Here is a 12518-nt window from a genome sequence, read left to right as displayed (position 1 = left end):
CACCGTGAAGTCGGGCTCGGGGCGAACTTCATGGCTTACGTGCCACGCTGCGCAGTGGAGGGCGAAATCGTGTAGGAGGGGGTCATCATAGCCACCCACTGCAGCGGGAACCATTGGGCGCGTGACCGCGACGGGCTGGCCCACCACGGAGAGGTTCCAGCATGAGGCCACGGCCAGGGCCCGGTTTAGACCGTCGTAGGTGGCCACGCTGTGGTCGAGGGGGAGAAGCAGAGTCTGGATCATAGATACCTCGTCGGTTCATCCAGCAGAAGAGCGAAGTCCTGGGCAGCGTTCCCGTTCGGGGGCACTCCGGAAATTGCCGCACCTCGTCGAGGAACACCGCAGCTTCGAAGCCGCTGTCGGCCAGCACACGGACTCGGAATCGCCGCTTGATCGCGTCCGGCACAGTACGCAGCAGTTCCCGTGCCAGCGTGACCGGCGTGGCCGTCCCCTTGCCCTTGTACACGCGGTAGCCGACCGGGAACTTCACCGCGCCATATTCGGCGAACAGCACGACGAGGTGGATGCCATGAACCTTGTTGTAGACGCGGACGAAGGGCAGCATGCTGCCCTTCTTTTCGATGCTGGTCAGGTCGACACTGAGTCGCAGGAGGGGACGGTGTTTTCGTCTGGCCGCCAGGTGCAGTACGTCCCATTGGGCCCGTTGTAAGACGGCCCAGCCCTCAGTCGTATCCCACTTGTACTCGTTCAGGAGCCGACTTAGCGCACTTTTGCTGACCAGGTCGGCACGGTGCAGCGCGGTTTTGGTCGAGGTGTTGAGGAACATGAACAGCGCAGCCTGCAGGCTGCGCTGTTGGTAGGACGTGGTCGGAATGGCCAGGAACTCGTCTGCCAGAATGCGGACGCGCTCCCCCGGAATCTGTGACTTCGACACTCCCGGATTCTCTCGGCTGGGAGCGCTTTACCGTCGTTATGCAGGTGCAACTCCTGAGTTATACGTTCATCAGGGCCATAGGAACCGCCGGTGGCTCTCACGACATGCACTGTGGGCGCCAGGCCCCACGCTGGGCCGACTGGGTGGCCGCGCCGTGATGGCGGTGCCGCAGACCAAGACTTGGAGGCGATCCTCTAATTTTTCAAGTGGCGGGCTGGACAGATTTCAAGGCGCCGTTAGAAGGGACGCCCAGCCTGGAAACATGTCATTTCCCTGACTACCAGTCAAAACTCGGCATGAGTCCGCTCAAGGCTTGCCAGGACGCTCGGGATGGGTGCAGCAGCAGATCCTGAAGGTGATCGAGCCCCAGCCGGAACACGGACACCGTGCGGTGTCCGTGTTTCTTGCGCTTGGGTGGCGTCTTCGCGGCTAGCAGTTCGCCGGTTACGCACGTCCAGATGAACGCGATCGACACCGCCGTGAGCAACGTCGAGATCCGTTCGGCCTGCGTGACCCCCGTGTCTTCGAGATTGAACCCTCTCGTTTTGAGTGCGGAATGCAGATTTTCCGCCTGCCAGCGGCGACCATACCGTTCGAGATTGATGCCGGCACGCCCTCGGTACGCCAGGTACAGGATTTCACCGGCAAGGTTTTTTGTCGCACAGACTCGCAGTGAGACGCCATAGACCTGAACCCTTCGGTGCCACCGGCGGACTTCTCCTGGCTGGAGTTTCTTGAAACACGCCCACACCGGCATTTTGCCGATTCCAACCGTGGCACGAGCGGGCAGTCGGATACATGGATTGATGCCGTGCTGGTCGAGGAATTTAAACCAGGTCTTTCCGATGAACTCTCGGTCTGCCAGCAGACCGCTGATCTTCCGATCTGGGCAGACCGTCAAGAAGCGCGTCAGCAACGCTTCCCGCAGCACCTGGGAACTGCTGCCGCCGTGCGGTAGCACCGTCCACATGAGGGGCAGACTGAACCCGCTCCACACGGCCGAGAGCAGCAGGATATTCACGTCCTGCTGGCCAAGTTTCCAGGTGGTGCGGTCGAGGATCAGCTCGAGGTCGCCTGCAGGCAGGATGGCCAGCGCGAACCGGGTGAACAGCCCGTCTGGAAGCTGAAACTGCACGAAGCGCCGAAGTCGCTGGTAGCGCATGTCCAGCGTGCCTGGAAGGTCAACGTGGGATTTTAAGGCGTAGAGAACGACGGTGCGGGCCTGCACCATGGCCAGGACGAGCGCGGCCAAGACGGCGAGGCGGCGCGCATCGATGGGAAAGGCAGACCGCAGGGCGGTCTGCAAGCTATCGTGAGGAGGTCGGCTCCGGTGTGCTTTCATCGCAGATAGCGTTATTCGGCCTGATCGTCAAGGCACACTAGGCGTGCATCGTCGATAGGCTTCCTGGTAGGGCTGTCCGGACTTCACGACCGCCAGGCCAATGCGCAGCAGTTTTCTCCCTAGCGCCACAAGGGCCACCTTGGGTGGCTTCCCCTGTGCCCGCAGGTGGCGATAGAACTCGCCCACACGCCCCTTCGACTTCCGGGCACCGGATGCTGCCAGATAGGCGGTTCGCCTGAGATGGGCATTGCCGATTTTAGAAATGCGACTATGACCATGAACACTCGTGCCTGACTCAACGGGTGCTGGCGCAATGCCGGCATACGCCGAGATCTGCCTTCCGGTCTCCAGCAGTGCGAAGCCGTCTGTCTCGGCCAACACGCTGGCCGCCGTCAGGAATCCGTAGCCGGGAATCGTCAACAGCAATTGCAGCGGTTCAGCCAGCGCAGGGTCACCCTCGATCAACGTGCGCATCGATCGTTCAAGGGTTTCAACCTGGGTCTGCAGGAACGCTACGCGTTCCTGGATCAACGCCATCAATCGCTGTGTCACGACCGCCCGGTGGTTCATGGCATGCAGCCGATTCTGCTCGGCGTTCAACGTCACCACGAGGGTTGACCGTTCGCGGCAGAGCAATTTCAGTTCATGCAGGGCGGCACTGGGCGGTCGCCAAGTTCTCGGCGCCATCGTGCTGCCATAGGCAGCAATCAACGCCGCATCCATGGCGTCCGTTTTTCCCCGACGCGCCTTGGAACGAGCAAAGTACCGGATGCGCGTGGGATTTTCGACGCTCACAGTACACCCCTGCTCAAACAGATACTGCGCGCACCGTTCCCAATACACGCCAGTGGCTTCCATCACGACATGCAGCGTGGCCCTGGGCGCCCCGTGCGTTCTGGCCCAGGTCAGCAACTGGCGGAATCCAACGGCCGTATTGGGTACCGCTGCCAGGGAATGGGTGGCGCCATCCATCCGTATCAGATGGGCAAACACGGTGTCCTTCCCGATATCCAGACCGAGTACATGCATCACGAACCTCCCACAGCGTCAGGTGGAGTGGTCAGGCGGTGCCCTCTCGGAACTGATTCTTATGGTGCAGGCTTCGGTGCCTTGGATAGCGTTCAGTCTTCGAGAAGTGCGCCCGAACCGGCCAGCTCTGCGATACGGCCTTCATGGGCCTCAAAAACACCTGGCTTGCTGGTTCGGGCTGGCCTGACTGCCCATTCTGATCAGGAAGGGCGTCCCGGCCTAAGACATAAGAAAACACGCTACAGGAGCCGACTTTTCGATCAGGTCACGAGTTTTGACTGGTAGTCAGGGTGGACGGTGTAGGCATCAAACTGGACGTGGGCGAGATGTTCCTGCCGGATCCGGTCGTGACGAAGCTGGTCTCCTGGATTTGCACCTCGAATGACGTGGAGCCTGGGGGCACGGACGACCTAGTGTTCCTCGCCATTGATCCTGCCTCCAGCATCAAGGACACGCAGGGCTTCGGGTACCTGGGAAATGGCGTGCCGGTGCCGCTCGCGCTGACCGGTAACGGACGACTTGCACCATTTCAGCGATTCAAGGGGCCAACCAACCGGCCTCAATCTCATTCTGCGTTCTTTCGCAGTTGCTTGAGCTTTTGTGAAGTTTCATCGAAGATTCAAGGAGCTTGGGCTATACCACTCGGTATGCCCTCCGCCGTGATCGATGCAACCGCCCTGAAGGTCATTCTCGACCTCCCCAGTGGCACCGAGATCAGCGAGGTCGATTTGAAGCACGCAATTCAGGCCAGGCTACCCGAAGGCCTTGCGTCCACAGAACTTGCGGCGATTCGGGAAGTCGTCACCTACCTGGCCAGTCTGGGGTACCTGATGGTTCAGCGGGAGGAACCAGGCCTGTACCGCGTACCCTGCCACCGGGGATCTGAGTAGACTGAGGTGCCGAACCTCTTCCTCCAGAACGGGTTCGGCTATCATCTGTCCACATCAACCGCCCTGGCCTGTGCCGGGGCGGTTTTTTGTCGTTTAGCGTTTCAGGAGGAACACGACCAATGCCAGGTAGCCCGCGACCGCACCCGCGTACCGTGCTTCCCGCAGCCATATCCCACGTGTCTCAAGGTTCACCCACCACGAGGGTACCGTCGCGCGTGGGCGTTCCCTGGTGTCCTGGAATGTCCTCACGCTCACCACCGACCTCGACGCCTGCTCATACGGGCGCATGGTATCGGTCGAGTGGGTCAAGAGCTGTTAACTTTTGCGGCTGGGTACACCTAAAGTGCGTCTGAAAAACGTGCTGGCGCAGGTTTGCCTTGCCTGCCGATGTGGAAGACGATGAGGTGGAGGTGGCGCGTTCATGACCCCGATCCGCGTACCCGAATGACCTCACCGATGCTGGGTGGAACGTCCTCCACCAGTTCCTTCCCCCTGCCGCACATCGTGGTCGGCCTCGCAGATGGTCGTCGCGAGAGATCCTGGATGGCATCTTCTATCTTCTTCGGGGCGGGATCGCGTGGCGATCCATGCCACACGACCTTCCACCCTGCCAGACCGTGTACCACTACCACCGGCTGTGGAGGCTACAAGGCGTGTGGGAGAGACTGCACACCACGCTGCGTGAACTGGTACGTGCGCGGGAGGGTCGCGATGCGACCCCAAGCGCAGGGATCATTGACAGCCAATCGGTGAAAACGACCGAGGCGGGTGGGCCCCGCGGCTACGACGGGGGGAAGAAGGTCAAGGGGCGGAAACGTCATCTCCTGGTCGATACGCTGGGCCTCGTCATGGCCATCAAGGTGCATGAAGCGGACATCCAAGACCGCGCCGGCGCGGTCTTGCTCCTACGTGATCTACCGAACGTCTTTCCGCGCATGCAGCATCTGTGGGCCGATGCGGGCTACACCGGCAAACTGGCGGGCGACATCAAGACCTACCTGGGTTGGACGCTGGAGATCGTGAAGCACCCGTGGTCGGGCTGGCAGGGCACCTGGGCGCCAAAAGACGCACCTCCACGATTCGTGGAGGTGCCGAAAGGATTCGTCGTCCTAAAGTGGCGCTGGGTGGCCGAGCGAACCTTCGCGTGGTTGGGCAAGTCCAGGCGCATGGCCAAGGACTATGAAGCGCTGGTAGAAACCGCTGAGAACCTCGTGTACGAAGTCATGATCCGGTTGATGGTGCGGCGGCTGGCAACGTCCTCGCCCTAACCTTTATCAGACGCACTTTAGGTGTCCAGCACGGCTTCCATGCGCCACACGAAATCCGCGCCTACCTGAGCGACACACCAACTCTGAACTTGCCACGGTTTGAGCGCGTTTTTTTCAGCGTGCGCCGCACCGTTTCATCGCTGATGCTCTCCACCACGCCCAGGGTCAACAGTCGATCTGCCAGGAGTTGCATCGTCCAGGTCTCGCGCCCTGCGGGCGTCGAGCACACCTCGGCGATCAGGATGGCGGTTTGCTGGGCATTCAGTTTGGGCGCTTGTTTGGGGCGTGCCTTCTCGTAGAGGGCGGCCTGCAGGCCGCCCTCTACGAACTTACGTCGGATGGCGGCCACGGTCACGGTACTGATGCCCGCACGCGCCGCGACGTCCCGATCTTTGAGACCCTGGTCACTGAGCAGGAGCAGACGTGCGCGGGTCATGACCCGCGCGCTGTGGACGCCTTTGCGCGTCATGTCCGTGAGTGTGTGCCGCTCATCCGCCGTCAACACCACCACAAACTGTTTCTGTCGTCCCATCCCTCAGTTTAGATCAAGCCAAGCCTGTGGTCATCCACTAGGGCGTACCCCCGGCAGCTTCCGACCTATCGGACATCTCTGACCAAACACCGCCCGCCCGACCCCCTGCCTCGGCGGGCGGTTGGTCGTTTATCCCAGCGCCCTTAGGGCGTCTACCTGCTCCCAGTGCAGCCAGTGCCACAGCCGCGCCGGCGCCACCGGCAAGAAGTCGCAGGATCTCGAACGGGTGAGCCGGGGCCGCTACCGCCTGCGGTGAGGCACACTGAGGTCATGACGTGCCGCGATGAGATCCTGAGTGTCATCCGTCGCCTGATCCAGGATCGGCCTGATGGTGAGTTCGGCCTGTCTGAGGTCATCCAGGCCATGCGGACCGAGCGGAGCCCGTATCACAAAGGGACGATCATGTCGTACATCACGTCCTTCATGTGCGCCAACGCCCCGTCGGCTAGGTACCGGAAGTACAACGACCTGGAACGCGTAGGTCGGGGGCGGTACCGGCTGCGCGAGCCCCATTGGCTACCCTCCTGAGCGATTGACCAAGGGCAGCAGGAGGGCGAATAAAGGCCAGCCAGTACAGCAGCAGGGGCCGACTGCCGCACCATATCGATATGACCTGCCGCGATGAGATCCTGAGCGAGTTGCAGGAGCTCCTGAAGGTTCGCCCGCAACGGGAATTCAGGTTGGGCGAGATCCTGCGGCGGATGGCCTGGCGCAACACCCCGTACGTCCGGGTGACCATCAGCAATTACGTGACGGCGGTGATGTGTGTCAACTCGAACGCGAAAGATGGCGGGCAGTACCAGGATCTGGAGCGGGTCGGACGAGGGGTGTACCGGCTGTTGGAGTGACATGGGTGAGGTGCCCCTGCCGCGGATGTGGATGCCGCGCGGTGGCCTGCCTGAGCGTCATTCCATTGCATATGCGCGTCTGGCTCTCCTTCGACCTGACGCTGTTCCTGCTGGCGTTTGCTAATGCGCTGCTGGGCGTTCTGATAATCACGGCGGTTCACAGCTGACCGCTCCTGGCTGGATCGGTATCCCGCTGGGTCACGTCTCGGGTAAGGGCACTATGCGGGTACGCTCGAGAGCGGCAAGAGGCGCGCCCTGCTCCGCATCGTCGATCGCCTGATCCGCGGCGCTGCGGGGCGACGCGGCCAGCAGCGCCAGGAACACGGCGACGATAGCCAACGGGAGCAGCAGGAGAGTTGCGATGAACATATGACCTCAGGAGCCGTTCAGATCACCGTGGAGCTGGTTGAGGACGTAATAGATCCAGGGGCGTATGTTCGGGGGATGGACATGGTGTTGAGGTTACGTCCCGTGGGCACACTGGGCAGGGACGGCACGTTGGCGAGGCTGTCCAGCACGTCATGGGCGGCCGTGCCGGGGGCAGGCGCCCAGCCTTCAGGTCTGGATGACATGCCAGATGAACCGGCCATCCTGGTCGCTGCCCACGCTGCTGGCCGCGCTGTCGAAGGTATCGCCAGTGCCGAGCACACGCGGAAGGTGCAGGCGATCTGCTTCCCGGCCGGCTTGGTAGGCTGGCGGATCCAGATATGGGGGCGGTCACCCTGCTCGCCGACGAGGACGATGTGATGGTCGCGCGGGAGACTGATTATGGTGGGCTGGCAGTGGTCGAGCTGGTGTTTGAAGACCACGTCGGTCAAGGAGGTATCACTAGTGGAGAAGTCAGCCTCGGCGCGGGGTCGGTGTGGGTGGTGGGGGATGCGGTGAGTTCGGGGCTGTCATGAAGTCCTGGCGTCATGCACGCCCCCCTGAGGCTGGGCGCGGTGGGGTTTCCCGTAAGGTTGTCGACAAAGCCCAACCTGCCTGGATCATCCGGCGCTGATGACCAGTTCGGGTGGGGTTCGGCGTCCAGCCGACATCTTCCCAGCCGCGAGCCCAGCTGGGAAGATGTCGGCTGGACGTACGGGGGATCCGTGGCCAACGGCCCCTGATAGGCGACCGGTGGATGTGTGCGTTGGGCAATTAATCAGGAGGGGCCAGGAGCTGGGGTGTCCAGGGTCAGGCGGAAGGCCGCGTCACGGATGCGGGTTCGGCCCAGAACCGTCAGTGTCCACTTCGCGGGGGAGGACGACCGCTGGAGCACCCCTAAGCCCTGCAGGGCAGCCAGCGACTGGTACATGAGCTCGCGGGCATGGTCGCCGTACAGCGCGTTGTACGCACGGGTCAAGGTCTGAGCCGTGATGCCATGGGGTGGAATGAGCAGCAGGACACGCGCCTGACGAACTGTCAGGCCAGTCTCCGAGCGTTGCCGGGCGCGCTGGCCGGTCTCGGTGACCGTCCAGCGGGCCTCGGTCTCACCGGGCTGCTCGTGTCGTGCGAGGTATCCCGCCACATGGAGCCGGTGCGTGGCCGTGTAGCGGGCGCTCGGCTGGATTCCGGGGAGCGCGGGAAGGGGGCGGGCATCGATGGGATCCAGGAGGGAGAGGATCAGGGAGGGGGTTGAGCCTGGGTGCGGCGTCCATTCGTCCGGAGCAGCAACGTCAGAAGGCATGCCCAGGTGCTAGCACGAACCGCTGAATAACGTGCTGAAGGTGGCATTCACCACCCACCGGGGCAGCGTGCGCGCACCGACCCTGGCCCGTGTCGTCTGGCGTGATCGCTAGCTGCTGCTCGATCCCGGCCGCGAGCTGGTCTTCGAAGCGCTGAGCCTCGTCGGCCAAGTGAACGTCGCGGGAGCTGGCCATTGGCATCAGGGCGGCCGCGATGCCGCCATTCGTGCTGTCGTCCTCGTTGTCCTGTGCGGTCACGCAGGTGAGTTGCTCAGCTCACCCGCGCGCCCCGGCCTGGGCGGGGGATGAGGGCGGCGGGCGGTCAAATGGTGTTGTCATCGGGGGCCTTCGGCACGGCGGCGCGGTCGAACAGACCGCAGGTGCCGCACGTGCCGCCGTGCTGGTCGTCGAACAGCGCCACGGGGTGGGCCAAACCCGGATTCAGGCTCGCTGCCGCCAGTTCGGCAAGCGTGGCGAGGTCAGGCGGGTGGGTTTGCTTGGTTCCTATCGGGGTTTGGAGGGGTACTTCTTGGGAATGGGCATTCTCGTCGACGGCCCCGGCTCCACGCTGGGGACGGGGTGGATCAGTCAGGGGTCACGCGGTAGCGAGGCATCCGCTTGTTCACGGACTCGCGGGCCGCGCCCAAGAGGTGACCAGTCGTCTCGACCGCCTGCCCGTTCACGTCGAGCTGCTGCGCGAGAACCTCCAGCCGGTGATCCAGGGGGCCGGAGCGCAGCACTTGCACCATCACCAGGGCGACCGCGACCTCAAGATCGCGCGGGGTGGCCCAGCAGGGCGCGGTGCGTGCCCGTGCGCTGAGCTGCGATTCGGCCAGTTGGAGCCGATCCATCAGGGAGTCGGGTAAGGCCCGGGAGCCGGGCCAGACCATGCCGGCCGGGAGGGTCACGGTGCCGCCCTCGCCGATCAGGGCCACCATGCCCTGGACGACCATGAAACTGTCGGTCGCATCGGGGCCGTATTGGACGCGGTGGTAGATCATCAGCGTGCCTCCAGCAGGGCGGTCGGGCTGGGCCGCGCGGCCACGTCCCGCCACCAAACACGCCTGTCCTGCCAGCAGGGGCGTGCATGACCTCGCAGGTCTCGGCGAGCAGTATAGGCACCATCCCGGTGAGCACGCGGCTGGTCACCCGTACACCAGTCTGTGCCGGATGCATGCCCTGCAGGATCTGGCTGGTGGCGTGCAGGGCGACCGCAGAGACCAAGCCGTCCACGGGAGTCAGAACGCACCACTGATCGCAGGAAATCTCCTGCCCCGCGATCTCGCGGTCGAGGTTCTGCCGCTGACTGAGAAAGGGGGGCAGCGGACGCGGCACTGACGCCGTCTGGGACTCCTGTACCGAGGCCGTATCGTGAGGTGGACATGAAGCCACGGGACGTGCGCGCTGCGATCATGGACGAGCTGGCCCTGGCCTGGTTGCAGGTGCCGGGCCACGCGTTCGTCCCCTGGGCGCTTGCTGAGGCGCAGGGGGTGAACGTCCTGTCGGTGGGCCGGGCTCTGGTGGAACTTCGGGAGGCCGGGAGCGTCCTGCTGTACCGGCAGGAGGGGGACGCGATGCTGGTCTCGGTGGTACTGACACCTCAAGGCCAGGCGGAGTGGATCAACGACCGGGCCGAGTCGTGCCTGCCGGGCGTGCGGGTGCAGCAGCGCCTGATGTACCAGCTCTTGCAGCGACAGGAACACGTCTCGGCCGCAACGCTGGAGGCGTTCCTGGGGCTGCCGGCGCTGCGGGTGCGTCAGCTGGTGCTGATCATGCGCAGCCTCGGGTCGGTGCAGGCGGCGGTGGATGCGGCGGGGCACTTCACGGAGATCCGGGTGCGCCGGTCTGCGGAGGGGATTCGGTTGGTAGGTGGGGCCTGATGGTCGCAGGTTCGGGCTGATCAGCTTGAGCTGAGAAAGAGGAGTTCTCAGGCCTTTGTTGGCAAGGCACGGTGTAAGGGGGAGAGGAGACGCGCTTGTGCTTCCGCCGCTCCGCCCGGTTCCCCTCACCCGGTACCGATCCCCAGGCAGAGTCAACGGTCACGTCATGACGCGGCCTCAGACGTCTCAGGTGGAACTCGATATGGTTCAGCCCCCCAGGGATCGTTCTGACTCCCGTCGTCATGACGTGACGCGCCTGTCCCGGCGCAGCTCGCGGTCAGATGGATGACGCAGCGCGGGCTTCTCCACCAGGTGGACGGTAGGCCAGGACGGTTCCAGAGGGCCGGGCGCCGCAAGCAGCAGGGTCGCCCCGTGACGGATCTGCCACGCGCAGGCGCTCCCGGAGATCTGGGGACGAGATGGCCAGCTCAGTCTCGGTGACTGGTACCGGTTCAGGGCGCCGGCGCTCGGTGGGCAGGCCGTGCTCGCTCCGGACGAAGGAGGCAGGCACATACCGCGGCCCGGCGGAGTTCGTCGGGGTCAACATGAAGCCCATCGCCGATGGAACAGTGGTGCGTGTGGCGAGGACGGTGCCGAGTTGACAGTCTTGACCATGAACCGTCCTGGGGCAGGTTCGGAGGCGGGATTTGACCCTGCGGACGCGCGGGAAGATCTGTCCGGTGCTCCGGCAGGGAACCGCAGCGCGCTGCGGTGGTGTACGGATAGGCTCCTGAACCGGGCGATGGTAGGCCGTACACGCGTGGTTTGGGAAGCAAGCGCAGGCGTGATGGAGTAGCGCATGCTTGACCTGGTGGTCGTCGTGATCCTTTCGGCGTCCCTGTTGATTGCCGCGGTGTGGAATGCACTGTTGGCCCTGCACGGACAGGCACCCTGGTGGGTCATGTGGGTGCGGCTCGGACTGTCCGTCGCGGTACTGCTGGGTGGCGTGTGACGGACGAAGGGCGGCCGGACTCAGTCAGCCACGCCACGGCCGCCGCAGGCAGCCGGTTGGGGCCCACGGATGAGGGTGATGGGACGCGCCAGGTCATGAGGGCTGTTTACCGCCCTGGAAGTCCCGCACAGCGGGTAGGCGTGGAACTGGTGCCACCCCTACAGCATGCAGGCCGAGCTTCCCTATCAAGTCAGGAATGCCGCTGTGCCCAGAACTGTGAGCGTCAGCCGATGACGCTGCAGCACTGCCAGAAGCTCACGAACGCGTCGATCTGCGCTTGCAGGACATCCAGCGTGAAGGGCTTGATCAGGTACGCACTCGCATGCTCCTGATACGCCCGCGCGATGTCCTTCGGATCATCCGAACCACTCAGGATCACGACGGGGAGGTGATGCAGCTGCGGATCACGTTTGAGCTCCACCAGTACGTCAAGACCGGAGTGACCCGCCAGATGGAGGTCTAGGAGCAGCGCGTCGGGCCGCGGGAGACCAGGCGTGCGCAGGTGGGTAAACATTTGGGGGACGCTGGGACTGATGTCGAGACTGACCCGTTCTGCATGCTGACCGAAGACCTCTTCCATCAGCGCGGCGTCACCGGCGTCATCCTCAATGAGCAGGACGCGCAAAGGGCGCGCCTGGATAGCCACCGCGAGGTCACTGGCTGCGTTTGGCATGCCGTAGGGTAGAAGCCAAGAGGCTTTACACCAGTGTTCATGAAGCATTGATGTATGGCCCGATGACGGGTGTTCAAGTCACAGTGCGGAAGCCGCTCGGGGTGCAACTGCGCATCCAGAAGTTCACAAAGGCGTCGATCTGCCGCACGAACCGCTGGAATTGTGGGGTTTTGATGAGGTAGGAGCTGGCATGCAGGCTATAGGCCCGCTCGATATCCCGGGTGTCGCCGGAACTGCTGAGGATAACCACGGGGAGGATCTGGAGGCTGGGGTCGTCTTTGAGCTGGGCGAGCACCTCCAAGCTGGTCAGGCCGGGCATGTTGAGGTCGAGCAGGATCACATCGGGCAGCGTGGTGTCGGGGGCGCGCAGGAACGACAGGGCGCGTTCCCCGCTGGCGCAGGTGTCAAGGATGACGGCCTGCTCATGGCCGGCCAGGGCCTCACGGGTCAATTCGCGGTCTGTGGAGGTGTCGTCGACCAGGAGCACGCGCAGGGGTCGTCCATTGGAAATTGTGGGCACAGCTGGGACGGTGTCCGGCATG

15 protein-coding genes and 2 pseudogenes are annotated in these 12518 nt (G+C 63.6%); 7 read left to right on the top strand and 10 right to left on the bottom strand.

Annotation, left to right across the window (positions count from 1 at the left end; genetic code table 11):
• Window positions 1–319: 319 nt before the first annotated feature.
• The 3 genes and pseudogenes from HNQ07_RS20605 to HNQ07_RS20595 all read right to left on the bottom strand — a co-directional run.
• Window positions 320–895: pseudogene (locus HNQ07_RS20605) on the bottom strand (IS701 family transposase); the annotation flags it as partial.
• 277 nt (window positions 896–1172) lie between these two features.
• Window positions 1173–2237: an IS4 family transposase gene (locus HNQ07_RS20600; RefSeq protein ID WP_184115312.1), complete on the bottom strand. Its 1065-nt coding sequence runs from the start codon at window positions 2235–2237 to the stop codon at window positions 1173–1175.
• Window positions 2238–2264: 27 nt separating this feature from the next.
• Window positions 2265–3266 carry an IS110 family RNA-guided transposase gene (locus HNQ07_RS20595; protein WP_184115402.1) on the bottom strand — a complete coding sequence of 334 codons (1002 nt, stop codon included), beginning with the start codon at window positions 3264–3266 and terminating at the stop codon, window positions 2265–2267.
• Window positions 3267–3592: 326 nt separating this feature from the next.
• On the opposite strand from HNQ07_RS20595, the gene HNQ07_RS20590 reads away from it, so the two are divergent.
• Window positions 3593–4156, top strand: coding sequence for a hypothetical protein (locus HNQ07_RS20590; RefSeq protein ID WP_184115310.1), 564 nt, complete (start codon window positions 3593–3595; stop codon window positions 4154–4156).
• Window positions 4157–4584: 428 nt separating this feature from the next.
• A pseudogene (locus HNQ07_RS20585) lies at window positions 4585–5424 on the top strand (IS5 family transposase); the annotation flags it as partial.
• A gap of 61 nt (window positions 5425–5485) precedes the next feature.
• Here HNQ07_RS20585 and HNQ07_RS20580 read toward each other — a convergent pair.
• Window positions 5486–5893 (bottom strand): helix-turn-helix domain-containing protein, encoded by a 408-nt coding sequence (locus tag HNQ07_RS20580; RefSeq protein WP_184115308.1) that lies wholly within the window; start codon window positions 5891–5893, stop codon window positions 5486–5488.
• A 333-nt stretch (window positions 5894–6226) separates the two neighbouring features.
• Between HNQ07_RS20580 and HNQ07_RS20575 the strand changes: the two genes are divergently transcribed.
• Window positions 6227–6484, top strand: a complete 258-nt coding sequence (locus HNQ07_RS20575) for a DUF7669 domain-containing protein (protein ID WP_184115306.1) — start codon at window positions 6227–6229, stop codon at window positions 6482–6484.
• Between the two features lie 80 nt (window positions 6485–6564).
• Window positions 6565–6804, top strand: a complete 240-nt coding sequence (locus HNQ07_RS20570) for a DUF7669 domain-containing protein (RefSeq protein ID WP_184115304.1) — start codon at window positions 6565–6567, stop codon at window positions 6802–6804.
• A gap of 198 nt (window positions 6805–7002) precedes the next feature.
• On the opposite strand, the gene HNQ07_RS20565 is transcribed toward HNQ07_RS20570, so the two are convergent.
• A complete protein-coding gene (locus HNQ07_RS20565; RefSeq protein WP_184115302.1) occupies window positions 7003–7173 on the bottom strand; it encodes a hypothetical protein in 171 nt (56 codons plus the stop codon).
• 338 nt (window positions 7174–7511) lie between these two features.
• Here HNQ07_RS20565 and HNQ07_RS20560 point away from each other — a divergent pair, with 338 nt between their 5' ends.
• Window positions 7512–7706, top strand: a complete 195-nt coding sequence (locus HNQ07_RS20560) for a hypothetical protein (RefSeq protein WP_184115300.1) — start codon at window positions 7512–7514, stop codon at window positions 7704–7706.
• 242 nt (window positions 7707–7948) lie between these two features.
• Here HNQ07_RS20560 and HNQ07_RS20555 read toward each other — a convergent pair whose 3' ends face one another.
• The 3 genes from HNQ07_RS20555 to HNQ07_RS20540 form a co-directional block, all read right to left on the bottom strand.
• On the bottom strand, window positions 7949–8473 hold the full coding sequence (locus HNQ07_RS20555; protein WP_184115298.1) for a hypothetical protein: 525 nt from the start codon (window positions 8471–8473) through the stop codon (window positions 7949–7951).
• Window positions 8463–8729: a hypothetical protein gene (locus HNQ07_RS20550; RefSeq protein WP_184115296.1), complete on the bottom strand. Its 267-nt coding sequence runs from the start codon at window positions 8727–8729 to the stop codon at window positions 8463–8465. The genes HNQ07_RS20555 and HNQ07_RS20550 overlap by 11 nt, the downstream gene beginning before the upstream one ends.
• Before the next feature lie 326 nt (window positions 8730–9055).
• Window positions 9056–9472 carry a hypothetical protein gene (locus HNQ07_RS20540; RefSeq protein WP_184115293.1) on the bottom strand — a complete coding sequence of 139 codons (417 nt, stop codon included), beginning with the start codon at window positions 9470–9472 and terminating at the stop codon, window positions 9056–9058.
• Between the two features lie 381 nt (window positions 9473–9853).
• Between HNQ07_RS20540 and HNQ07_RS20535 the strand changes: the two genes are divergently transcribed.
• Together HNQ07_RS20535 and HNQ07_RS20530 are read left to right on the top strand one after the other, a co-directional pair.
• The gene (locus HNQ07_RS20535) at window positions 9854–10351 is read left to right on the top strand and encodes a hypothetical protein (protein WP_184115291.1); all 498 of its coding nucleotides are present in this window, start codon (window positions 9854–9856) and stop codon (window positions 10349–10351) included.
• Window positions 10352–11150: 799 nt separating this feature from the next.
• Window positions 11151–11303 (top strand): hypothetical protein, encoded by a 153-nt coding sequence (locus tag HNQ07_RS20530; protein ID WP_184115289.1) that lies wholly within the window; start codon window positions 11151–11153, stop codon window positions 11301–11303.
• A gap of 223 nt (window positions 11304–11526) precedes the next feature.
• Here HNQ07_RS20530 and HNQ07_RS20525 read toward each other — a convergent pair whose 3' ends face one another.
• Entirely contained in the window at window positions 11527–11976 is a 450-nt protein-coding gene (locus HNQ07_RS20525; RefSeq protein ID WP_184115287.1) for a response regulator, read from the bottom strand.
• Window positions 11977–12049: 73 nt separating this feature from the next.
• Window positions 12050–12517 carry a response regulator gene (locus HNQ07_RS20520; RefSeq protein WP_184115285.1) on the bottom strand — a complete coding sequence of 156 codons (468 nt, stop codon included), beginning with the start codon at window positions 12515–12517 and terminating at the stop codon, window positions 12050–12052.
• Between the last annotated feature and the right edge of the window lies 1 nt (window position 12518).

Source organism: Deinococcus metalli (genome assembly GCF_014201805.1).
Classification (GTDB): domain Bacteria; phylum Deinococcota; class Deinococci; order Deinococcales; family Deinococcaceae; genus Deinococcus; species Deinococcus metalli.
Note: the sequence above shows the minus strand (reverse complement) of the source record. Positions and strands in the feature narration are given on the sequence as shown.